The 23256-nt window shown below is 65.2% G+C and carries 22 protein-coding genes; 8 read left to right on the forward strand and 14 right to left on the reverse strand.

Annotated elements, in window-relative coordinates:
* Positions 1–40: 40 nt before the first annotated feature.
* Complete coding sequence (locus tag QX108_RS07170; RefSeq protein WP_315720720.1) at positions 41–625, forward strand: peroxidase-related enzyme; 585 nt, start codon at positions 41–43, stop codon at positions 623–625.
* A 5-nt stretch (positions 626–630) separates the two neighbouring features.
* On the opposite strand, the gene QX108_RS07175 is transcribed toward QX108_RS07170, so the two are convergent.
* Positions 631–1257: a ParB-like protein gene (locus tag QX108_RS07175; protein WP_315780173.1), complete on the reverse strand. Its 627-nt coding sequence runs from the start codon at positions 1255–1257 to the stop codon at positions 631–633.
* Positions 1258–1454: 197 nt separating this feature from the next.
* Here QX108_RS07175 and QX108_RS07180 point away from each other — a divergent pair, with 197 nt between their 5' ends.
* From QX108_RS07180 to QX108_RS07210, 7 genes are all read left to right on the forward strand, one after another.
* The gene (locus QX108_RS07180) at positions 1455–1817 is read left to right on the forward strand and encodes a hypothetical protein (RefSeq protein ID WP_315720722.1); all 363 of its coding nucleotides are present in this window, start codon (positions 1455–1457) and stop codon (positions 1815–1817) included.
* A gap of 215 nt (positions 1818–2032) precedes the next feature.
* A complete protein-coding gene (locus QX108_RS07185; protein ID WP_006609130.1) occupies positions 2033–2314 on the forward strand; it encodes an acyl carrier protein in 282 nt (93 codons plus the stop codon).
* A gap of 9 nt (positions 2315–2323) precedes the next feature.
* Positions 2324–2794, forward strand: a complete 471-nt coding sequence (locus tag QX108_RS07190; protein WP_172113458.1) for a 3-hydroxyacyl-ACP dehydratase FabZ family protein — start codon at positions 2324–2326, stop codon at positions 2792–2794.
* Positions 2791–3996: a beta-ketoacyl-ACP synthase gene (locus QX108_RS07195; protein ID WP_315780171.1), complete on the forward strand. Its 1206-nt coding sequence runs from the start codon at positions 2791–2793 to the stop codon at positions 3994–3996. The genes QX108_RS07190 and QX108_RS07195 overlap by 4 nt, the downstream gene beginning before the upstream one ends.
* A gap of 37 nt (positions 3997–4033) precedes the next feature.
* Positions 4034–5308, forward strand: coding sequence for a beta-ketoacyl-ACP synthase (locus tag QX108_RS07200; protein ID WP_409998480.1), 1275 nt, complete (start codon positions 4034–4036; stop codon positions 5306–5308).
* Between the two features lie 16 nt (positions 5309–5324).
* Complete coding sequence (locus QX108_RS07205) at positions 5325–6257, forward strand: lipid A biosynthesis lauroyl acyltransferase (protein ID WP_315780169.1); 933 nt, start codon at positions 5325–5327, stop codon at positions 6255–6257.
* Between the two features lie 160 nt (positions 6258–6417).
* Complete coding sequence (locus tag QX108_RS07210) at positions 6418–6795, forward strand: VOC family protein (RefSeq protein ID WP_315720725.1); 378 nt, start codon at positions 6418–6420, stop codon at positions 6793–6795.
* A gap of 101 nt (positions 6796–6896) precedes the next feature.
* Here the strand turns inward: QX108_RS07210 and QX108_RS07215 are convergent, their stop codons facing one another.
* From QX108_RS07215 to QX108_RS07275, 13 genes are all read right to left on the reverse strand, one after another.
* Positions 6897–7997 carry a polyamine ABC transporter substrate-binding protein gene (locus QX108_RS07215; RefSeq protein ID WP_315780167.1) on the reverse strand — a complete coding sequence of 367 codons (1101 nt, stop codon included), beginning with the start codon at positions 7995–7997 and terminating at the stop codon, positions 6897–6899.
* 12 nt (positions 7998–8009) lie between these two features.
* Positions 8010–9173, reverse strand: a complete 1164-nt coding sequence (locus QX108_RS07220; RefSeq protein WP_315780166.1) for an aminotransferase — start codon at positions 9171–9173, stop codon at positions 8010–8012.
* A gap of 9 nt (positions 9174–9182) precedes the next feature.
* On the reverse strand, positions 9183–9512 hold the full coding sequence (locus tag QX108_RS07225; RefSeq protein ID WP_315720728.1) for a rhodanese-like domain-containing protein: 330 nt from the start codon (positions 9510–9512) through the stop codon (positions 9183–9185).
* Positions 9513–9642: 130 nt separating this feature from the next.
* Positions 9643–11565, reverse strand: coding sequence for a potassium transporter Kup (locus tag QX108_RS07230; RefSeq protein WP_315720729.1), 1923 nt, complete (start codon positions 11563–11565; stop codon positions 9643–9645).
* Positions 11566–11719: 154 nt separating this feature from the next.
* Positions 11720–13618, reverse strand: coding sequence for a potassium transporter Kup (locus QX108_RS07235; protein WP_315720730.1), 1899 nt, complete (start codon positions 13616–13618; stop codon positions 11720–11722).
* 275 nt (positions 13619–13893) lie between these two features.
* The gene (locus QX108_RS07240) at positions 13894–14724 is read right to left on the reverse strand and encodes a flagellar motor protein MotB (protein ID WP_315720731.1); all 831 of its coding nucleotides are present in this window, start codon (positions 14722–14724) and stop codon (positions 13894–13896) included.
* Positions 14725–14762: 38 nt separating this feature from the next.
* A complete protein-coding gene (locus QX108_RS07245; RefSeq protein ID WP_172113449.1) occupies positions 14763–15536 on the reverse strand; it encodes a motility protein A in 774 nt (257 codons plus the stop codon).
* Between the two features lie 177 nt (positions 15537–15713).
* Entirely contained in the window at positions 15714–16076 is a 363-nt protein-coding gene (locus QX108_RS07250; RefSeq protein WP_315720732.1) for an Hpt domain-containing protein, read from the reverse strand.
* Complete coding sequence (locus QX108_RS07255) at positions 16073–18268, reverse strand: hybrid sensor histidine kinase/response regulator (protein WP_315780162.1); 2196 nt, start codon at positions 18266–18268, stop codon at positions 16073–16075. Before QX108_RS07255 ends, QX108_RS07250 begins: the two co-directional genes overlap by 4 nt.
* Positions 18269–18546: 278 nt before the next feature.
* Complete coding sequence (locus QX108_RS07260) at positions 18547–19266, reverse strand: RraA family protein (protein ID WP_315780160.1); 720 nt, start codon at positions 19264–19266, stop codon at positions 18547–18549.
* Positions 19267–19373: 107 nt separating this feature from the next.
* The gene (locus QX108_RS07265) at positions 19374–20261 is read right to left on the reverse strand and encodes a CDP-alcohol phosphatidyltransferase family protein (RefSeq protein ID WP_172113445.1); all 888 of its coding nucleotides are present in this window, start codon (positions 20259–20261) and stop codon (positions 19374–19376) included.
* Positions 20262–20348: 87 nt separating this feature from the next.
* Complete coding sequence (locus tag QX108_RS07270) at positions 20349–21065, reverse strand: phosphatidylserine decarboxylase (protein ID WP_311976770.1); 717 nt, start codon at positions 21063–21065, stop codon at positions 20349–20351.
* A 101-nt stretch (positions 21066–21166) separates the two neighbouring features.
* Entirely contained in the window at positions 21167–23110 is a 1944-nt protein-coding gene (locus tag QX108_RS07275) for an ABCB family ABC transporter ATP-binding protein/permease (protein ID WP_172113443.1), read from the reverse strand.
* Between the last annotated feature and the right edge of the window lie 146 nt (positions 23111–23256).

Genomic DNA, 23256 nt, shown 5'->3' on the forward strand with positions numbered 1-23256 from the left:
TATGGTCCGGCATCTGACACGCAAGCCGGATCCCCTTGCCATGACCCAGCCCGCCATCAGCCGCTTCCCCGTCCCCGCAATCGATGCGCTGCCGGATGATATCCGCACGCGGCTGCTGGCAGTGCAGGAGAAGAGCGGCTTCGTGCCCAACGTGTTCCTGACCCTGGCGCATCGGCCCGACGAGTTCCGTGCCTTCTTCGCCTATCACGACGCGCTGATGGAGAAGGACGGCGGGCTGACCAAGGCCGAGCGCGAGATGATCGTGGTGGCGACCTCGAGCGCGAACCAGTGCCAGTATTGCGTGATCGCGCATGGCGCGATCCTGCGCATCCGCGCCAAAAATCCCCTGATCGCCGACCAGATCGCGATCAACTACCGCAAGGCCGACATCACCCCGCGCCAGCGCGCCATGCTCGACTTCGCGATGAAGGTCGCGCTGGAGGCGCAGACCGTCGGCGATGCCGATTTCCAGGCGCTGGCCGGCCACGGCTTCAGCGACGACGACGTCTGGGACATCGCCGCGATCGCGGCGTTCTTCGCGCTGTCGAACCGGATGGCCAACGTCACGGGCATGCGCCCGAATGACGAGTTCTATCTGATGGGCCGGCTGCCGAAGGCGAAGTGAGGCGATCAGTCGTCGGACGCTGGTCCGCACCAGCCAGGCAGATAGACGGCGTCCCGGCTCTTGGCCAGCGCCAGCGCGTGCTCCATGGCGGCGGCAAACCGATCCTCGACCGTCTTGCGCTTGACCTTGCGGCGCAGGAAATCAGCCCACAGGAACTCGCTGAACGGCGTGGTGTCCTTGGCAAAGCCGCCGGCGCGGCGCAGCTCGCCGGCCAGGCTGCGAAACGGATCGTCCTTCAGATCCGCCACCGTCTTCGGCAGATCCTTGAAGCTCCGCCGCTCGCCCCTGGCGTCGTACGGATAGACCCAGCGCTTGTTGTCCATCACGTTCCAGAAGCCGTCGGGATCGACCATCGAGAGATCGCCGATCACGGTGACCAGCACGTCCTTGACGCCCTCGTCATGGAGCGCACGCGCGAGGTGGTGGTGGTCCACCACATAGTGCCGCTTGTCCGGACCGAGCACGACCGGGATCATGTGCTTGCCGAGCAGCTCGGCCTGCTTCTTCTTGGATTTGTGCTCGCGCCAGCGCTCGCGCTTGTCCTTCACCTCGCGCATCCCGACCGTCATCTGCGTCGGGCGCAGCGACAGGATCGGCACGGGGTGCAGCAGCGGCTCGCGGATATTGGCCATGCATGAGCTCCGATGGAATCTGCAGACACGTCCGGCGACATCAGCACCGCCGGTTTGCGGGTTCCATCGTTACCGCAAATGCCGCGGACACGACACACCCGCAGGGCGAGACGCTCCTCTGATGCAGCTCAACTCCTGCAAAGTTTCTTTGTGAGAGGCTGCGCCTGCGTGCTAAGAAAGCACATCGGAGTCGAGGCATGAAGACCCAGCGCCCCATGGCCGCGGAGGAAGAGCATCGCGTGGTGCCGTTCCGGCCCCGCAATGGTCCGGCGCGGCGCGTTACCGAGGCCGGCAGTGCGAACGTGAATCCGCCGGTGCCGCTGCCTCGCCGCGAGCCGGCCCAGCTCGACCTGTCCCGCTACGAGCAGACGCGCGAGGAGCCGGATGACTTCCGCCACCGCATCCTGGCCAACATCGCCGCGATCGCCTTCACCGTCGCGCTGACCGCCATTGGCATCTGGCTGGCAATGAGCATCGCCGATCTTCGCAAAACCCAGGACTGCCTGCTGACCGGCCGGCGCGACTGCGCCCGCATCATCACCGAGACCTACACGCCCTGAGCCTCTCGCCAACGCGGCCGAGCCGCCGTCGCGACACATCACAATCCCGCCACAACCGCCGTCCCCGGCTCCATTGAACTCACCGCGGCGCTCCGATATACGGGCACACGACTCCTGGGCGACGGGGGTAAAAGGGCTCGCATCAGACGCCCCCGGGGGCGCGGTGCTCCTCGTTGCCTTATCCGGATTAGCTCCAATATATCAAAGGCTTAGTGATGTCCTCAACATTCGATCAGGTCGCCACGATCATCGCTGAAACCTGCGACATCCCGCGCGACACGATCACGCCGGATAGCCACGCCATCGACGATCTGGGCATCGACAGCCTCGATTTCCTCGACATCGCGTTCGCGATCGACAAGGCCTTCGGGATCAAGCTGCCGCTCGAGAAGTGGACGCAGGAAGTCAACGACGGCAAAGCCAGCACCGAGCAGTATTTCGTGCTGAAGAATCTGTGCGCCCGCATCGACGAGCTGGTCGCCGCCAAGGGCGCCTGAGCGCCCGCCATGCAGATCGAATACTTCAAGCTCATCGACCGCATTCTCGACCTCAAGGTGGACGAGAAGACGATCACCGTCGAAGCGACGGTTCCCACGCAGAGCACGATCTTCGAGGGGCATTTTCCGGGGCATCCGATCATGCCCGGCGTGCTTCTGATCGAGTCGATGGCACAGACCTCGGGCTGGCTGCTGCTGGCGCTGATGAAGTTCGAGCGCATGCCGTTCCTCGCCGCAGTCAAGGAAGCCAAGATGCGCGGCTTCGTGACGCCGGGCGAGGTGCTGACGGTGGAGGCTCACGTGATCCACGAAGGGTCCGGCTACGCCATGACCGAAGCGAAGGTGAAGGTCGACGGCAAGCTGCGCTCCAACGCGAGCCTCACCTTCAGCCACGTCCCCTTCCCCAATCCGGAATTGCGCGGACACATGGACGCCGAAGCCAAGCGCATCGGCTTTCCGCAACAGGCGCTGCAGCGATGAGTGAGACGACAGCCGTGACCAACGAGCCCGTGGAAGTCTGGATCACCGGCATTGGTCTTGCGACCTCGCTCGGCGAAGGCCTCGATGCGAACTGGGAAGCCCTCAACTCCGGCCAGATGAACGTCGATGAGCAGGGCTTCGCGCCCTACATCGTGCATCCCTGGGCGAAGGTGAATCTGGAAGCGCAGATCCCCAAGAAGGAACAGCGCCAGATGGAGGCGTGGCAGCGCATCGGCACCTACGCCGCGGGCCTCGCGCTGGATTCAGCCGGCCTCAAGGGCAACAAGGACATCCTGTCCCGGATGGACATGATCGTGGCCGCCGGCGGCGGCGAGCGCGACATCTCCGTCGACACCGCCATTCTCAACGCCGAAGCGCAGGGCAATTGCACGCCCGGTTTCCTGAACGACCGGCTGATGAGCGATCTGCGCCCCACGCTGTTCCTGGCGCAGCTGTCGAACCTGCTCGCCGGCAACATCGCGATCTCGCACGGCGTCTGCGGTACCTCGCGCACCTTCATGGGCGAGGAGGTCGCGGGCGTCGACGCGTTCAAGATCGCGCTGGCGCGCATCGCCGGCGGCCAGAGCGACATCGCACTGGTCGGAGGCTCGCACAATGGCGAGCGCAAGGACCTGCTCGTGCTCTACGAGTTCGGCGACTACAATCTGAAGAACGAATTCAAGCCGGTCTGGGCCCGCAAGGACCATCCGGGGTTTGCGCTCGGATCCGCCGGCGCCTTCCTGGTGCTGGAATCCAAGCCGCATGCCGAGGCCCGCGGCGCCAAGCCGCTGGCGCGGCTGAGCAAGGTCGTGGCCGACCGCGCCCGCCGCAAGGAGGCTGGCGCCGTGACCGGAACGCTCGACCGGCTGTGGTCGGCGCTTGACGTTCGGGAAGCGCCGGGCGCCATCATCACCGGCGCCACCGGGGCCGAGCCCGTGACCTCGGAGGAACGCGCGTTCCTCGACCACCACACATCGTTCGCGGTCAGGTCGAGCGGGACCCGCTTCGGTCATTCGATGGAAGCGCAATTCGCCCTCGGCCTGGCGCTCGCGGCGCTCTCGATCTCGCGGGGAGCGCTGTTCGCTCCGGGCGATTCGTCGGGCATCGAAACCGACATGAAGGAGGCTCCGACCCAAATCGTCGTGGTCGGCGCCGGCCATTACCGCGGCGAAGGCATGGCCTTGGTCGAAGCAGTCAAGTGAACGCGGCACGGCCGACCGAGACGCGACGGGGAACATCATGAGTGCACGCGACAAGTTTGGACGCCCCATCGTGGTCGTGACCGGGATGGGCATCGTCACCTCGCTCGGGGCGGGCAAGTCGGACAATTGGAAAAGGCTCGTTGCCGGCGAGTCCGGCATCCGCACCATCACGCGCTTCCCGATCGACGGCTTGAAGACGACGATGGCCGGCACGGTCGACTTCGTGCCCGTCGCGCCGTTCACGTCAACGGGCCTGTCCGAGCGGCTCGGTCACATGGCCGTCGAGGAAGCCATCGCGCAGGCCGGCATCGGCTCCAAGGGCGACTTCCCCGGCCCGCTGTTTCTTGCCGTCGCGCCGGTCGAGATCGAATGGCCGCAGCGCCTGGAGCTCGCCCATGAGGTGGGCGGCACGCAGTTCACCTATGACGACCTTCTGAAGGTCTGCGGCGGCGGCAAGTTCGTCAACTATCATCATCGCTTCCTGTTCGGCTCGGTGGCGGATTCGCTGTCCGATACGTTCGGCACCAAGGGCTCGCCGATCTCGCTGTCGACCGCCTGCGCCTCCGGCGCCACCGCGATCCAGCTTGGCGTCGAAGCCATCCGGCGCGGCGAGACCGACGTGGCGCTGTGCGCGGCCACCGAAGGCTCGGTCAATCCGGAAGGCTTGGTGCGCTTCTCGCTGCTGTCGGCGCTGTCGACGCAGAACGATCCGCCGCAGGCCGCGTCCAAGCCGTTCTCCAAGAATCGCGATGGCTTCGTGATGGCCGAAGGCGCCGGCGCGCTGGTGCTGGAGAGCTACGATGCGGCCGTGGCGCGTGGCGCGAAAATCCTCGGCGTCGTCGCCGGCTGCGGCGAGCTGACGGACTCGTTCCACCGCACCCGCTCCTCGCCGGACGGCAAGCCGATCATCGGCTGCATCCGCAAGGCGCTGGCCGATGCCGGCATGGCGCCGGAGCAGATCGACCACATCAACGCCCACGGCACCGCGACGCCCGAGAACGACAAGATGGAATATGTCGGCGTCTCCGCGGTGTTCGGCGAGCACACCGGCAGGATTCCGGTGTCGTCGAACAAGTCGATGGTCGGCCACACCATCTCGGCGGCCGGCGCGGTCGAGGCGATCATCTCGCTGCTCACGCTCGAGCATCAGCTGATCCCGCCGACCATCAACTACGACATTCCGGATCCCGCGATCCTGTTCGACGTCGTCGGCAACAAGGCCCGCGAGGCGCGCGTCACCACCGTGATGTCGAACTCGTTCGGCTTCGGCGGCCAGAACGCCTCGCTGATCCTGACCCGCGAACCGGCCTGATCCGCCTGTCGTATCGATGAGTCTCATTCCCCTCCGGACCAAGCTCGTCATCCGCCAGAAGGTGAAGTCGCTCGGGTCCTCGGCCGTCGGCGCGCTGACGGTCGGCATGCTCAAGACGACGCGCTATTTCGATCCGCAGAAGACCGCTGACCGCTTCGCACGCATCGCGCAGTGGATCGGCCCGAAGCTTCGCGAGCAGCGCATCGGCCGCGACAATCTCACCAAGGCTTTCCCGGAAAAGTCGCCCGAGGAGATCGAGCAGATCCTTGCCGGTGTCTGGGACAATCTCGGCCGTGTCGGGGCCGAGTTCGCCCATCTCGACAAGATCTGGGATTTCGACGAGGAGCATCCCGAGCGCAGCCGCATCGAGCTGTCGCCCCGGACCCACGAGCTGTTCCATCAGCTCCGTCTCGACGGCAAGCCCGCGCTGATCTTCGCCAGCCACCTCGCCAATTGGGAGATGCCGGCGCTCGCCGCCGTTGCCCACAAGCTCGATACCGCGATCCTCTACCGCCGCCCCAACATCGCCGCCGCCGACCGCATCATCCAGGAGATGCGGCAGGTCAAGATGGGCACGCTGATCCCGGCCGGCCGCGACGCGCCGCTGCGGCTTGCCGAGGCACTGAAGGCCGGTCAGCACGTCGCGATGCTGGTCGATCAGTACCTGACCGGCGGCGTCGAGGTGACGTTCTTCGGCCGCAAAACCCGCGCCAACCCGATGCTGGCGCGCCTGCTCCGCCAGGTCGAATGCCCCGTGCACGGCGTGCGCATCATCCGCCTCCCCGGCAACCGCTTCCGCGCCGAGCTGTCGGAGGAAGTGAAGCCGGTGCGCGATGCCAACGGCAAGATCGACATCCAGGGCACGACGCAGGCGGTGACGAACGTCGTCGAGAGCTGGGTGCGCGAATATCCGGAGCAATGGCTCTGGCTCCACCGGCGCTGGCGGTAATCGCTTCGCGCGTTCAAATTCCACCGCAAGGAAGGCAGCCGATAGCATCGCCCTTCGGCGACAAGCCCTCCGAAGAAAACTCTTACTTCATGTAGCAACGCTCGCTACCTTGGAGCCCTAATCCGACAGCTGTTCGGAAGCTCCAGGGAGAACGACGCGAATGTTTTCGCACATCATGATCGGCACCAACGACCTCGACAAGGCCAAGGCCTTTTACGACAAGCTCTTGGGCACGCTCGGCGTGCGTCCGGCCAAGGTCGACGGCCACCGCATCTTCTACATTACCCCGACCGGCATCTTCTCGGTCTCCAAGCCGATCAACGGGCAGCCCGCGACGCCGGCCAATGGCGGCACCATCGGCTATGCCTGCAGTTCAACCGAACAAGTCGATGCCTGGCACGCAGCTGGCCTCGAAGCCGGCGCCACGACGTGCGAGGATCCGCCCGGCGTACGCCAGGGATCGACCGGCAAGCTGTATCTCGCGTATCTGCGCGATCTCGACGGCAACAAGCTGTGTGCGATGCACCGGCTGGCGTGATCTCGCCGCCGTCATTGCGAGGAGCAACGCGACGAAGCAATCCAGAGTCGCGGTCTCCGCCCTGGATTGCTTCGCTTCGCTCGCAATGACGATAGTGACGACTACCGCCCCGTCTTCACCTTGGTCCACAGCCGGTTGATCACGCGCTGCGTCGCCGGCTCGCGGGCGGTGATGACGAACAGCTTCTTCAAGGTTGCGTCATCAGGATAGATGTTCTTGTCGCCCAGGATCTTCGGATCGATCAGCTTCTGGCTCGCCAGATTGCCATTGGCGTAGGACAGGAAGTCCGAGTTCTTGGCCGCGACCTCGGGCCGGTACAGATAGTTGATCAGCGCGTACGCCTCGGGCACGTGCTGGGCATCGGCGGGAATCGCAAAATTGTCGAAGAACATCTGCGCACCCTCTTTCGGGATCGCGTAGCCGATCTCGATGCCGTTCTTGGCCTCCTCTGCACGGCTCCTGGCCTGCATGATGTCGCCGGACCAGCCGACGACGAGGCAGATTTCGCCGGTGGCGAGCGCGCTCAGATATTCCGACGAATGAAACTTCCGCACGGAGGACGCGACCTTGCCGACCACCTCGGCCGCCTTTTCCAGATCCGCCTGCTTGGTCGAGTTCGGATCGAGGCCGAGATAGTTCAGCGCCGCCGGAAAGATGTCGTCGGCGGAATCCAGCATGTGGACGCCGCAATCCTTGAACTTGGCCAGGTTCTCCGGCTTGAACACCATATCCCAGCTGTCGATCCGCGCGCCCGGCCCTAAGATCTTCTCGATCGCCTTGACGTTGTAGCCGATGCCGGTCGTGCCCCACATGTAGTTGGCGGCGAACTGGTTGCCGGGATCGTAGATCGCGAGGCGCTCGGTCACGACCGGCCAGGCATTGGCGAGGTTCGGCAACTTCGACTTGTCGAGCGGCTGGAAGATCCTGGCCTTGATCTGGCGCTGCAGGAAATACGCGGTCGGTACTACGACGTCGTAGCCGGACTTGCCGGCAAGCAACCGCGTCTCCAGGGTCTCGTTGGCATCGAAGGTGTCGTAGACGACCTTGATGCCGGTCTCCTTGGTGAAGGCGTCCAGGACGCCGGGCGCCATGTAGTTCGACCAGTTGTAGAAGTTCACGACGCGATCTTCGGCCGCGGCGGCCGACACCGAAAGCATCAGTGCTGCAACCGCCAGCGCCGAACGAATGCAGCCGCGCGTCATCGATCTCGCCTCCTAGCGCCGGTGGATCGCGTCGGACAGCCGCTCCAGCGCCGTGTCCAGGGTTGCATCCCTCTTCGCGAAGCAAAACCGCACCACCGAGGTCACCGCATCCTTCTCGTAGAACGCCGATACCGGAATGGCCGCCACCTTGTAGTCGTGAACGATGCGCCGGCAGAACTGCTCGTCGGTCTCATTGAGGCCGAGCGGCGACAGGTCGACCGTGAGGAAGTAGGTCCCCTGCGCCTTCAGCACGGGAAAGCCGAGGCTTTCCAGTCCCGCCGTCAGGCGGTCACGGCTCCTGGACAGCTCGGCGCGCATGTTGACGAAATAGTCGTCGGACTTGCCGAGTCCGTAGGCCACCGCGACCTGGAGATTCGGCGCGGTGGTGAAGGTCAGGAACTGGTGCACCTTGGCGGCGACGCGCAGCAGCTGCGGCGCGGCGCAGACGAAGCCGATCTTCCACCCCGTCAGCGAGAAGATCTTGCCGGCCGAGCCGACCTTGATGGTACGGTCGCGCATGCCGAGGATGGTGATCAGCGGGATGTGCTCGCGGCCGTCGAACACCACGTGCTCCCAGACCTCGTCGCAGATCGCGACGGCATCGAACTCCTGGCAGAAGCGCGCCAGCAGCTCGAGATCCTCGCGCGGATACACCACGGCGGCAGGGTTGAGCGGATTGTTGAACAGCACCGCCTTGGTCTTCGGCGAGAACGCGGAGCGCAGCATCTCCTCCGACAACCGCCAATGCGGCGGCTCGAGCCGGACGAGACGCGGAATGCCGCCGGCCTGGCGGATGATCGGCAGGTATGAATCGTAGACCGGTTGGAAGCAGATCACCTCGTCGCCGGGCTCGACCACCGACAGGATCGCCGAGGTCAGCGCCTCGGTGCCGCCCGAGGTGACCATGACCTCGCTCATCGGATCGAGATCGAGCTTGTGCCAGTGCTTGTAGTGCGCGGCGATCGCCTGGCGCAGCTCCGGCAAGCCCATCATCGAGGGATACTGATTGTAGCCGTTCAGCACGGCGTCGGCGGCGGCGCGGCGGATGTCCTCCGGCCCAGGGTCGTCAGGAAAGCCCTGCCCCAGATTGATCGCGTTGTTGTCGCGCGCGAGCTGCGACATCTGTTCGAAAATGGTGACGGGCAGGTCGGCGAAGACCTTGTTCTGCGAGATCATGATCGCGCGTCAGCCGCCGGTCTTGCTTGGCAGACCGGCCGCCTTCCAGCCGAGCATCCCGCCCTGCAGGTGCTTGTCGTAGGGCAGCCCCGCGGCCTGCGCGGCGAGTGAGGCGGTCACCGAGCGCTTGCCCGAGCGGCAGGCGAACACGACGTCCTTGCCCTGCGGATCTGGGATGAGCTTCGGGTCGAAGGCCGACAGGGGAACGACGACACCGTCGGGATAGGCTTCCGCAGCAACTTCGTTCGGCTCGCGCACGTCGACGAGAAGAATTCGCCCTTCAGCGATCCCCTTGGCCACGTCCTGCGGGGTCAAATCGTGCACAACAGCCACGCCCATCCTCCAAGCCTTCGAGGGAGCCGCACCCGGCTCCGAACAGGCGCCAAACTCACCCCAGACGCAGCGAAAATCAAGCGCTTCGGCAGCAGGCCCTGCTCGTACCCGGCCGTTCCAGCCAGCCGACCTGCGCTCAGATCGTGACCTGCGTGCCGACCTCGACCACGCGACCGCTCGGGATCTGGAAATAGTCGGTGGCGTCGTTGGCGGAGCGGCTCATGGAGATGAACAGGTGATCCTGCCAGCGCGGCATGCCGGAATGCGCTGCCGGCTTGAGCGCGCGCCGCGACAGGAAGAACGACGTCGACATGATATCGAACTGCCAGCCGAGCTTGCGCGCGATCGCCAGCGCCCGCGGCACGTTGGGCGATTCCATGAAGCCGAAGCGCAACGTCACCTTGGAGAAGGTCGGGCTGATCTGCTCCAGCCGCACGCGCTCCGAGGGATCGATGCGCGGCGTCGGCGCGGTCTCGATCGTCAGGATCACGTTCTTCTCGTGCAGCACCTTGTAGTGCTTGAGGCTGTGCATCAGCGCCGTCGGCGCGCTCAGGGGATCAGAGGTCAGGAACACGGCCGTGCCGGGCACGCGCTGCGGCGGCCGCTTCTCGAGCATGGCCACGAGGTCGTCGAGCGGGAACTCCAGCTTGCGCGACTTGTCGAACAGCAGACGGCTTCCCCGTCGCCACGTGTACATCAGCGTCATGACGAAGCCGCCCAGCGCCAGCGGCACCCAGCCGCCTTCGAGCACCTTCAGCAGGTTGGCCGACAGGAAGGTCAGGTCCAGGAACAGGAACGGCGCGATCAGCGCCCCTGCGGCGAGCGGTGACCACCTCCAGACTTTCCAGATCACGACGAAGCCCATCATGGCCGTCACGACCATGGTGCCGGTCACCGAGATGCCGTAGGCCGAGGCCAGCGCGCTGGAAGACTTGAAGAGCAACACCAGCAGCACCACCGAGACCAGCAGCAGCTTGTTGATGCGGGGAATATAGATCTGGCCGGAATGCGCCTCCGAGGTGTGACGGATCTCGAAGCGCGGCAGCAGACCAAGCTGGATCGCCTGCCGGGTCAGCGAATAGGCGCCGGTGATGACTGCCTGACTGGCGATCACCGTCGCCGCCGTGGCCAGCGCCACCATCGGGATCAGCGCCCAGTCCGGGAACATCAGGAAGAACGGATTCTCGATCGCCTTGGCGTCGGCGATCACCAGGGCGCCCTGCCCCAGATAATTCAGCGCCAGCGACGGCAGCACGATGAACAGCCAGGCGGTCTGAATCGGCCGTTTGCCGAAATGGCCGAGATCGGCATAGAGCGCCTCGGCGCCGGTGACGGCCAGGAACACCGCGCCAAGCGTGATGAAGCCGATGATGCCGTGATGCAGCATGAAGGTCACGGCGTTCAGCGGGTTGACCGCCCACAGCACCTCGGGATGACGCAGGATCGGCGGGATCGCCGCGATCGCGATCACCAGGAACCAGATCAGCATGATCGGTCCGAAGAATGCAGCCACCTTGGCCGTGCCCCGCACCTGAACGGCAAACAGCGCGACCAGAATCACGATCGTGAGCGGCACCACGTAGGGATCGAACGCCGCCGTGACGAGCTTGATGCCTTCGATCGCCGATAAGACGGATAAGGCTGGGGTGATCACCGCGTCGCCGTAGAACAGCGCGCCGCTGATGATGCCGAGCAGAACGATGACACTGGCGCCCCGCGTGACGCCGCGCTGGGCCAGCGCCATCAGCGCTAAGGTCCCACCCTCGCCATTGTTGTCAGCCCGCAGCAGGATGACGACGTATTTCAGCGTGACGACGACGACGAGAGCCCACAGGATCAGCGAGAGCACGCCCATCACGGCATGCGGCGCGGGATCGCCGCTGCTGCTGGCTGCCGCGACCGCCTCGCGGAGCGCGTAGAGCGGGCTGGTGCCGATGTCACCATAGACCACGCCGATGCTGCCCAGGGTGAGTGCAGTGAAGCTGGCCGTGGAGTGGGCCTCGCCATGTCCGTTGGCCGCCGGCGCTTCCGGGGGCGTGGCGACGACGTCAGCTGTCATTGGGGTAGCCCCCTCGAGGACTTGTTGAATGCTTCACTGCACAAACCGGCAGAGCGCGCGGCTTATAGCGACAAGGCTTGGCGACGGACTGGACGAGATTGCGGGTCAGCCATGCAATGCAGCATACATCGGTGACCAGGAGCACGAAAGGTTCTCAGATCGTTACCTGAGTACCAACCTCGACAACCCGTCCGGTCGGAATCTGGAAGTAGTCCGTCGCATCATTGGCCGACCGGCTCAACCCGATAAACAGGTGATCCTGCCAGGCGGGCATGCCGGATTGAGACGACGGCTTCAGCGACCGTCGCGACACAAAGAACGACGTCGACATGATGTCGAACTGCCAGCCGAGCTTGCGCGCCACGGCGAGGGCCCGAGGCACGTTCGGCGATTCCATGAAGCCGAAGCGCAGCCGCACCTTGGAGAACTTCTCGCTGATCTTCTCCATGCGCACGCGCTCCGCCACATCGACCCGGGGCGTCTGCGCGGTCTCGATGGTCAGGATCACGTTGTGCTCATGCAGCACCTTGTTGTGCTTGAGATTGTGCAAAAGAGCGGTCGGCACCGAGGTCGGATCGCTGGTCAGAAACACCGCGGTGCCCTTGACGATATGCGGCGGCCGCTTCTCCAGGCTGGCGACCAGATCGTCCAGCGGGACTTCGATCTTGCGCGTCTTCAGCATCAGGATCGCCGAGCCACGCCGCCAGGTCCAGATCGTCACGACCATCGCCGCGCCGAACAGCAGCGGCACCCAGGCGCCCTCGAGCAGCTTCAGGAGGTTGGCAGCGAAGAAGCTCATGTCGACGATGACGAACGGCGCAATGACCGCCGCGGCCACGGCGGCGCGCAAGTTCCAGAGCTTCCAGATCACCACGAAGCCCATGATGCCGTCGGCCACCATGGTGGTGGACACCGCGATGCCGTAGGCGGAGGCGAGATTGCTGGACGTCCGGAACAGCAGCACCAGCAGCATGACGCCGATCAGCAGCAGTCGGTTGACGCGCGGCAGATAGATCTGCCCGGCATGGCTCTCGGAGGTGTAGCGCACTTCGAAACGCGGCAGCAGCCCGAGCTGCACAGCCTGGCTGACCAGCGAGTACGCGCCGGTGATGACGGCTTGGCTCGCGATCACGGTCGCGGCGGTCGCCAGCACCACGAGCGGCAACAGCAGGAGCTCAGGCACCATCCGATAGAACGAGTTCTCGATCGCGGCCGGGTCGGACAGCACCAGCGCGCCCTGCCCGAAATAGTTGATCAACAGCGCGGGCAGTACGAAGAACAGCCACGCCGACTGGATCGGCTTGCGGCCGAAATGTCCGAGATCGGCATAAAGCGCCTCGCCGCCGGTAACGGCAAGAAACACCGCGCCGAGCGTGACCAGACCGACGGTGCCGTGTGACAGCAGGAACTGCACTGCGTAATAGGGATTGATGGCGGCGAGGACGGAGGGATCGTCACTGATGTGCACGAGTCCCATGACCGCGAGGCATGCGAACCACGTGACCATGACCGGGCCGAAGGCGGAGGCCACCCGTGCCGTCCCCTTGCTCTGCACCGCGAACAGCACGACCAGGATCATCACGGTCAGCGGCACGACGTAATGCTCGAGCGCGGGCGCCGCGAGCTTGAGGCCTTCGACCGCCGAGAGCACCGAGATCGCCGGCGTGATCATCGAATCGCCAATGAACATCGAGGCGCCGATGACGCCGAGCGCCATCAGGAACATGCTGCGCCGGCCCAGAGCCCGCTGGCCGAGCGCCATCAGCGACAGCGTCCCGCCCTCGCCATTATTGTCGGCCCGCAACAGCAGCAGCACGTATTTGGCCGTGACCACGATGAACAGCGACCAGAGAATCAGGGAGAGCACGCCGAGCACGATCATCCGGGACACTGGCTGTCCCTGAGCGGCACCGTGCGCGGCCTCGCGGAAGGCGTACAGGGGCGAGGTGCCGATGTCGCCGAACACGACGCCGATGCTGCCGAGCGTCAGCCCCCAGAACCCCGATGGGGTGGCGGTTTCCTGTCCTTCGGTCGATGTAGCCGTGGCCGTCATGTCGCTTGGAACGCATCTTCCCGTTTAGCCCGGCGCGTGTGGACGCAGACCGGCCGCAGGTCAAGTCTCTACCATATCAGACCGTGCTTCCCGGCCTCCAGGCGAGCTGTCTTGCACAGAATGTCTGGTATCGCGCCGCAGCGAGTTCCCGGGCAGCGAGGGTTTTCCGCAGCGGATGTCGGATCAATCGCCCGTAAATCAAGGGCTTGCCGGTGCTGTTGAATGCCGTTCGCAAACAGCTGTGCGGCAATGTGATGCGGCCAGAATCAGTGCGGCTACGGCTTCAAGTCCGGCGGCAATGGCGGATCTTCCCGCATCAGGGTGATCGTGACGCGGCGGTTCGCGGACAGCGAAGGGTCGTCCGGAAACAGCGGCTGAGTATCCGCTTTGCCGGACACCGCGAAGATGTGGCTCGCCGGCAGGCCTTCGCGCTCCAGGATCTGGCGCACGGCGTTGGCGCGGTCCGCCGACAGGTCGAAACCACCGTAATCGCTGCGGGCCGGAACGAAGCCGGCGGCGGTATGCCCGGTGATCTGAACCCGGAGCGGCGTCGCCTTGAGCGGCGCCGCCAGCTTCTCGATGAGCCGCCGGGTGCGGTCATAGGGCACCTTCGAACCGTCGGCGAACATCGAGCGGCCGTCCTGGTCGACGATCTCGAGGTTGAGCCCCTGCTTGGTCTCCTCGAACATGATGTGCTTGGAGATCTCGGTCATCTCCGGCATGTCCTGCAACGCTTGGCGCAGCGAGGCTGAGGCCAGCGCGAACTGGCGATCGATCTTCAGCTTGGCGCCATTGGTGTGCTGGCGCTCCTCCTGCTCCGGGCTCGGCTCGCGCGCGGTCTCCTCAGGCGAGATGTGGGCGGCGTTCTTGAGCTTCGGCCGGGTCGGCAGGCCGTCGGATTCGACGATGCCGGAATAGCGCGACTCCGACTGCACGCCGAAGGCGTCGCGCATCGAGCCGGCGACGACCTTCAGCTTGTTGTTGTCCATGGTGGAGAATGCGACAAGCATGACGAAGAAGGCGAGCAGCAGCCCCATCAGGTCGGCGAAGGTCACGAACCAGCCGTGACCGCCGCCATGCGCATCGCCCCGTTTCTTCTTGGCCATCTCTCAACCCGCCCCAGATCCCCTTGAGTCCCCGCCGGTCAGGCCGGCACGGGCTCGCCCTCGGCATGGCGGTGCTTCTCCGGCAGATAGGCCAGCAGCATTTCGCGCACCAAGGCCGGGCTCTTGGAATCGCGGATCATCAGGATGCCGTCGATGATCAGGGTCCGATTGGTCTCCTCGTCGAGCAGCTTGCCGTGCAGCTTGTCGGCGATCGGCAGACAGATGAGATTGGCGACGAGCGCGCCATACAGCGTCGCGAGCAGCGCGGTCGCCATGAACGGGCCGAGCTTCGAGGGGTCGGTCATGTTGGCGAACATCTGCACCATGCCGATCAGCGTGCCGATCATGCCGAAGGCCGGCGCGCAGTCGCCGATCGCGCGGTAGATCTTGCTGCCCTCGTCGAGATGCATCAGGAAGTTGTCGCGGTCGCGCTCGAGATTGTCGCGGATGAATTCGAGGTCGTAGCCGTCGGCCACGTAGCGAATGCCCTTGGCGAGGAACGGCTCGTCGGTCTCGACCTTCTCGAGGCCAACCGGTCCCTGCTTGCGAGCGATCTCGGCGATGCGGGCGAGCTCGTCGACCAGCTCGCGGGCCGACAGGCGGCTCATCGTGAACGCGAACTTGATGCCGAGCGGCATGCCGTGCAGCATGGCCCCGAGCGGAAAGCGGATCATGGTGGCGGCGGTCGAGCCGCCGAAGATGATGATCGCAGCGTGGTCGCTGACGAACATCCCGAAGTCACCGCCCAGCAGCATCATGACGGCGATGACGATCATGCCAAACACGAGCCCTGCGCCCGTCATGATATCCATGAGCTTACTCCACCCGCGTACGCGAACCACCGGCCGTCCTGGACGGGCGCGGCGGCCCTGCCCCACGCGCGCTCCACACTAGATGCGCGCAATTAAGGACGAGTTACCGAATTTGGTAGGCATAATAAGACGTAAACGGAAGCCGATGAGCCGCGCATCGGAGATCGTCGGCCGCGTTCACGCCGCCGCCGCGCCGGACTTCAGCAGGTTCGCCTCGGCGAACACGACCGCCTGCTCGAACGATTTTTCCATCTTGCGGACCATCTCCAGCATCTGCGCCGGCTCCATCGTCGCCGAGCCGAGCTCGAGCTCGCGCGACAGGCGCGACAGCGCCGCGAAGCCGAACGTCGCCGACGAGCTCTTGATCGAGTGCGCCTCACGCTTCAGCTCGAGGCGATCCTCGAACTTGCTGGCGAGCGTGCCGAACTTGCTGGAGGTGTCGTCCAGGAACGTTCTGAGCACTTCCAGCGCATCCTCCTCGCCGAGCTCGGAGATCAGGATCTGATAGACGGATTCATCGAATTGCACCAAGTCGGTCATGCAACAAGCCTTTCCTTGTTTGTAGCAGCGGCCGCGCGGAGCAGAGCGGCATTCAATCGATCGCGCGTGACCGGCTTGGTCACGAAGTCGTTCATGCCGGCGTCCGTGCACGCCAGGTGATCCTGGCTGGTGGCGTTGGCCGTCAGCGCGATGATGTAGATGTCCTGCGCCGGGGGCGGCAGCGAGCGGATCATCCGCGTCGCCGTCAGCCCGTCCATCTCCGGCATCATCATGTCCATCAGGATGAGGTCGTAGGTCTGCTTCTGCACGGCGGCGACCGCCTGCGTGCCGTTCTCCACCAGCTCGTAGCTGTGACCCAGCTTGTCCAGAAGCTTCTTGATCACGAACTGATTGGTGAGATTGTCCTCGGCCACGAGGATCTTCAGCGGCTCGACGCTGGCCGGGCGCTCCTCCGCCTTCGTCTCACCGACCGGGACGATGGTCGCCTCGGGCGCGCTGACCTGCTCGACGTCGGGCTGCGGCTGAGGCTGGACCTGGATGGAGAAGGTGAAGGTGCTGCCTTCGCCGACCTTGCTCTGCACCTTGATGTCACCGCCCATGCAGGTGACGAGGCGCTTGCAGATCGCGAGCCCAAGCCCGGTGCCGCCGAAGCGGCGCGAGATCGAGTTGTCGACCTGCGAGAACTGCTTGAACAGGCGGCCGACGGCTTCCGCCGGAATGCCGACGCCGGTGTCGGCGACGGAGAACACCAAGGTCAGGTTCGGCCCGGCGAGATCCTCGGCCCGCACGTCGATATGAACGCTGCCGGCTTCGGTGAATTTGAGGGCGTTGCCGACCAAGTTGAACAGCACCTGGCGCAGCCGCGCCGGGTCGCCGACCACGTAGTTCGGCACCTCCGGCGCGATCGAGGTCGTCAGCTGCAGCCCCTTCTCCTTGGCACGGGACACCAGGAGCTCGGCCGTCGCCGTCACCGAGCGATGCAGGTCGAACTCGATATGCTCGATCTCCAGACGATCGGCATCGAGCTTCGAGAAGTCGAGCACGTCGTTGAGGAGTTGCAGCAGATAGTCTGCCGATTCACGCAAGGTGGTCGCGATCTTGCGCTGCTCCGGCGCGAGATCGGCCGACAGAAGGAGATCGGCCAAGCCGATGACGCCGTTCATGGGCGTGCGGATCTCGTGGCTCATCATCGCCAGGAATTCCGAACGCGCCCGCGTGCCGGCTTCCGCCGCGTCGCGCGAGGCGGCAAGGCCCGCCTGGTAGCGCGCGATCAGGACCGTGATGATGCCGATGACGACGGTCAGCAGCGCTCCCACCAGCAGATCGCGATCGCGATTGACCTTGAAGGCGCTGAAGATCTCCTCGGACGCCTGGCCGACGATGACCACCAGCGGCTGCTCCTTGATACGCTGGAAGGTATAGATGCGGGATACGCCGTCGATCAGACTCTTGACCGTGTAGGAGCCGCTATCCTTCTGCTGGACGGCGGTCATCACCGGGCTGCCGGCGAGCGAGGATCCGACGCCGGCGGGACCCGCCGAGGCGCGCGCGCGCACGATGCCGTCGAGGCCGACGAGCGTGACGTTGCCCTTCTTGCCGAGATCAACCGTGTTGTAGAAGCTCGACAGATATTCCGGATCGAGCGAGACCACGACGACGCCGCCGAACGAGCCGTCCGGCATGACGATCCGCCGCGTCAGCTGGATCGACCATTTGTTGGAGACGCGCCCGAAGATCGGCTTGCTGATGAAGAGGAAGTCGTCCTTGCCGTCGGCGTGGACGCGGAAGTGCTCGCGATCGCGCAGGTCGAGCCCGCGCATTTTCGGATCGATGTTGCTGGACAGCATGATGCCGTCCTTGCCGATCACGACCACCTGGAACGAGAAGTCGGACAAGAACTGGCTGTTCTTCGACCACAGCGACATGTCGAAGTTCTGCGGGTCCTTGGCATAGGAATCGCGGACGTAGCGCAGGGTCTGGTCCGCGGCGCGGATCGAGCGGATGATCTGCTCCTCGAAGGCACGCGCCAGATTGGAGCCGTTCTTGAGCGCCGACTGCTCGGTGCGTGCGTATTCTTCCGAAATCGTATAAAAGATGCCGGACCATACCAGCGCGATCGCCGACAGGCCGATCACCGCGCTGCCGAAATGCCCGATCAGCCGCACCACCCTGTCGACGGCCCGGTCGAGCCGGCCGAACAACGGCATCGATTTCGATATCAGCCTGCGCATCTCTCTCGCCCTCGAAAGACATGCCTATCCGGACAGGCTAGCCATCAGGTAAAGCTTGATGGATAAAATCTTCTCAACGAGCGAGGGCCGCTTAACCTTCGGCCGATCCGGCGGGCTGACGGGTAATCAGTCACCGAAATCGCGGGTTTGAGCTGGCGCCGATGCCTCGCCCCCGTAATCGTCCGGATGCGCTCGCCGGCCGGGCTGAGGCCGGCATTGCCGGCGAATGCCGCACCGTCGCGCGGTGCGGCCCCTGAACGTGCTGCGAGCAGCCGTGCTCAGTGAATCTCGGCCGAGCGCTTCAGCGCGGCCTTCAGCTTCTCGAGCGAGAAATCCGCCGATCGCGCGATCTCCAGGATCGGCGTCTCGCGGCGGGCGCATAGCTCGGCCGCCTCGGGCAGCTTGGCGGCGATGTCATGGGGGATCACGATCGCGCCGTGACGATCGGAATGGATCAGATCGTCGGAGCGCACCGTCATCCCGGCAACGCGGACCTCGCCGCCGAAACTTTCGGCATGAACCCACGCATGCGAGGGTCCGATCGAACCGGCCAGCGCCTGGAAACCATCAGCCCATTGCGGGATGTCGCGGATCGAGCCGTCGGTGATCACACCGAGGCAGCCGAGCGCCTTGTGCACGTTGCTCTGCACCTCACCCCAGAACGCGCCGTAGCCGATATCGGGGCCGTCGATGTCCTGGATCACCACGATGCGGGGGCCATGGCCGGTGCCGACATATTCATAGTAGTCGGTGCGCCGCCTCGCCTGCTCCTCGGCGGGCAGGCCGGACTTGACCACGGACCGGATCGTCGCGGTGCGGGCATAGCCGACCATCGGCGGCAGATCAGGGAACGGGCAGACCAGCGGCTTGGTGGTGTAGCCGATCAGGCGGCGCTCGGGCGCCACGATCTCCATGGCATTGCAGATCGTCGGGGTGTCGTAGCGCGCGAGCGCCTCGAGGACGGAAGCAGCGAGGGGCGCGGCGGCAGAGCTTGTCACGGGCGTTTTCTCCGGATGCTGCGGACAGACGTGATCGCCGTCCTTGCATCCGGTATAACTGACGCGTCCGAGGCGGCAAAGCTTCGGGCCGGACTACGGCCCTGCGCTCAGTGCAGACGATCCGGTGCTCGCGGCTCCTGCTCGGCCGGCGCGCCTGCAGGCACGAAGGGCGCCGCCGATGTCGAGGGCGATTGCGCCGCCGCGCCGGCGTCGCCAAGAGCTGCGGCATGCCGCGCCGCCTGCTGACGGTACAGCCGCCAGCCGAACGGCAGGCTGAGCATGTAGAGGATCGAGCCCGCCGACAGGATGTGCCAGGGATAGACCACCAGCAGCGCGACGAAGAACACCACGGCGGCGAACACCGGCAGCACGAGCTCAGGCGAGACGCGCATCCGCGCGGTCTTGCCGGAGAACACGGGCAGCCGCGACACCATCAGGAATGCGATCAGCAGCGTGTAGAACGCGGTCACCAGCGCGGGCGGCTTCGGCAGGTCCAGAAACGCGAGATAGACCGGCAGCAGCACCGTGATGGCGCCGAGCGGCGCCGGCACGCCGGTGAAGAAATTGGCGGCGAAGGGTGGCTTGTTGGGGTCGTCGATGCTGGCATTGAAGCGCGCCAGCCGCAGCCCGCCGCTGATGGCGTACATCATGGCGGCGATCCAGCCGCCGTCGCGCAGTTCGTGAAGCTGCCAGAAATACAGGATCAGGCCCGGCGCCACGCCGAAATTCACGAAATCGGCCAGGCTATCGAGCTCGGCACCGAACTTCGACTGTCCCTTGATCATGCGCGCGATGCGGCCGTCGATACCATCCAGGAAGGCGGCGAAGACGATGGCCCCGACCGCGAGCTCCATCCGGCCCTCGGTCGACAGCCGGATCGCGGTCAAGCCGGCGCAGATCGCCAGCAGGGTGATCATGTTCGGCACCAGCAGCCGCACCGGGATCGGTCGGAAGCGTCGACGGCGCAGTTCGGAAGAGTTCGGATCGAAGCTCATGATCACACCGCAGAGTGGCAGGTCTCGACCTTGTGCCGGATCGCGACCCAAGGTCCCGTTAATGAGTCACACCGGCCCGGCGACGGTTCACTGGCTCCGGAAGCTCAGTCCGGGCACCGCCACGTCGAAATCGGCCAGGATGGTTTCGCCGGCAATGGCGGTCTGGCCTTCCGAGACAAGAACCTCCGTGCCGTCGGGCAGATAGACGTCGAGGCGCGAGCCGAACCTGATCAGCCCGAAGCGCTCCCCGGCCCCGACGGTCTGGCCTTCACGGACGAACGACACGATCCGCCGCGCCACGAGACCGGCGATCTGGACCACCCCGATCTTGCCGTGCGGCGTCGAGATCGCCAGCGAGTTGCGCTCATTGTCCTCGCTGGCCTTGTCCAGCTCGGCATTGATGAAGGCGCCGGGACGGTAGGAGATCTTCTCGATCCGGCCGGCAATCGGGCTGCGGTTCACATGCACGTTGAACACGCTCATGAAGATCGAGACGCGCAACAGCGGCCGGTCGCCAAGGCCGAGCTCGGCCGGCGGCAGTGCCCGCGTGATCATGGAGATGCGCCCGTCGGCCGGCGCCACCACCAGCCCGTCCCGCTGCGGCGTCACCCGGATCGGATCGCGGAAGAACAGCGCGCACCAGACGGTGAGCAAGGTGCCGATCCAGCCGAGCGGCGTGAAGATCCAGAACAGGACCAGACTGGCCAGGGCAAAGCCCCCGATGAACGGATAGCCCTCGGGATGAATCGGCGGAATCTGCGCGCGGATGGAGTTGCTGATCGACATGGCCTGCTTCGTTGAGATGTCGTCCCTCTGACCTCAGAGCGGACCGCCGCCTTGACTAGGTCGATGCGCGGCCAAGGTCAAAATGATTCCTTAACTGTGGATCAAGGCGGTTCGCGGGCTCATTCGGCCGCTGTGGCGACCGGATCCGTGGCCGCCGGCGGATTGCGGTTCGGCGCAGCAGCGTCGTCGCCGATCTGCGCCAGCTTTTCGCGCGCCTCCTCGGCCTCGCGCTGCCGGTTCCACATGCCGGCATACAGCCCGCCTCGCGCCAGCAGGTCGGCATGGGTGCCCCGCTCGGCGATCCGGCCGCGGTCGAGCACGATGATCTCGTCCGCCGCCACGATGGTCGAGAGCCGGTGCGCGATCACCAGCGAAGTCCGGTTGCGCGACACGCCGTCCAGTGCCTCCTGGATCTCGTGCTCGGTGTGGCTGTCCAGCGCCGAGGTGGCCTCGTCGAGCACCAGGATCGGCGGCCCCTTTAGGATCGTCCGCGCGATCGCCACCCGCTGCTTCTCGCCGCCGGACAGCTTGAGGCCGCGTTCGCCGACCTGGGTCTCATAGCCCTTGGGCGCCATCCGGATCAGGCCGTCGATCTGGGCCAGCCGCGCCGCCTCCTCGACCGCGGCATCGTCGGCGTCCCAGCGGCCGTAGCGGATGTTGTAGCGGATGGTGTCGTTGAACAGCACCGTGTCCTGCGGCACCATGCCGATCTGGGCGCGCAGCGACACCTGGGTGACGTCGCGGATGTCCTGCCCGTCGATCAGGATGCGACCGCCGGAGACGTCATAGAGGCGGAACAGCAGCCGCGAGATGGTCGACTTGCCGGCGCCGGACGGCCCCACGATGGCGACCGTCTTGCCGGCCGGCACCTCGAAGCTCAGCCCTTGCAGGATCGGCCGCTCCGGCTCGTAGGCGAAGCGGACGTCCTCGAAGCGGACATGGCCCGATGTCACGACCAGCGGCGTCGCCCCGGGCGCGTCCTTGACCTCCGCATCCCTGGTGAGCACGCCGAACATCATCTCGATGTCGATGATCGCCTGCTTGATCTCGCGATAGACCATGCCCATGAAGTTCAGCGGCTGGTACAGCTGGATCATCATGCTGTTGATCATGACGAAGTCGCCGACCGTGTTGCGCCCCTGGCGCACGCCCTGCGCGCACATCAGCATCGCGACGGTGAGCCCGATCGTGAAGATCACGGCCTGCCCGGCGTTCAGCACCGCCAGCGAGGTGTAGGTCTTCACGCTGGCCCGCTCATAGCGCTCCATCGAGCGGTCGTAGCGCTCGGCCTCGCGGGCCTCGGCGCCGAAATACTTCACCGTCTCATAGTTGAGAAGCGAGTCGATCGCCTTGGTGTTGGCGTCGGTATCTGAGTCGTTCATGCGGCGCCGGATCTCGATGCGCCACTCGGTCGCGATGTAGGTGTAGTAGAGATAGGCTGCGACCATGGTCAGCGTCACCAGCACGTAGCGCCAGTCGAACTGCCACAGCAGCACGGCGGTCAGCAGCGAGACCTCGACGATGGTCGGGATCAGCTGCAGGATCACCATCCGCACGATGGTCTCGATCGCGTTGCGGCCTCGCTCGAGCACACGCGTCAATCCGCCGGTCTTGCGCTCCAGATGAAAGCGCAGCGACAATTCGTGCATGTGGACGAAGGTGATGGTCGCGAGCTTGCGCACCGCATGCATCGCGACGCGGGCGAAAATACCGTCGCGCCATTGCGTCAGTACCGCCATCAGCACGCGCATCGCGCCGTAGCTCGCCGTCATCACGATCGGCGAGGCGACCAGCCAGAACGCCCAGTCGTCCGGCTTGATCGGCGCGGTGTTGGCGCCCGTCAGCGCGTCGGTGGCCCATTTGAAGGTGAAAGGCAGCACCAAGGTCGCGACCTTGGCCGCGAGCAGCAGCACGACAGACCACAACACCCGCATCTTCAGATCGGCGCGATCGCTCGGCCAGATGAAGGGCCAGAGATGCCGCAGGGTGCCAGCCAGCGTTCCCTGCTCGAGGGACGCGGGCGGCTGAGCGGCGCCGTGATGGGGGGAGGAATCAGGAGGCATCAAGCGATCTGGAACAGCGAGGGTCTTGGCATGTTGTGATGCCGGGCGTTGCCTGCGTCATATAGAGCGTCCGTGCGCCGGATGCACCCGTGTGCCCACGGAAACCGTTGCGGCGGCGCAGTATTTGCATATTTGTTTTCCGACAA

The sequence above is a fragment of the Bradyrhizobium sp. SZCCHNR1002 genome (assembly GCF_032381435.1).
In the GTDB taxonomy this organism is placed as follows: Bacteria; Pseudomonadota; Alphaproteobacteria; order Rhizobiales; family Xanthobacteraceae; genus Bradyrhizobium; species Bradyrhizobium aeschynomenes.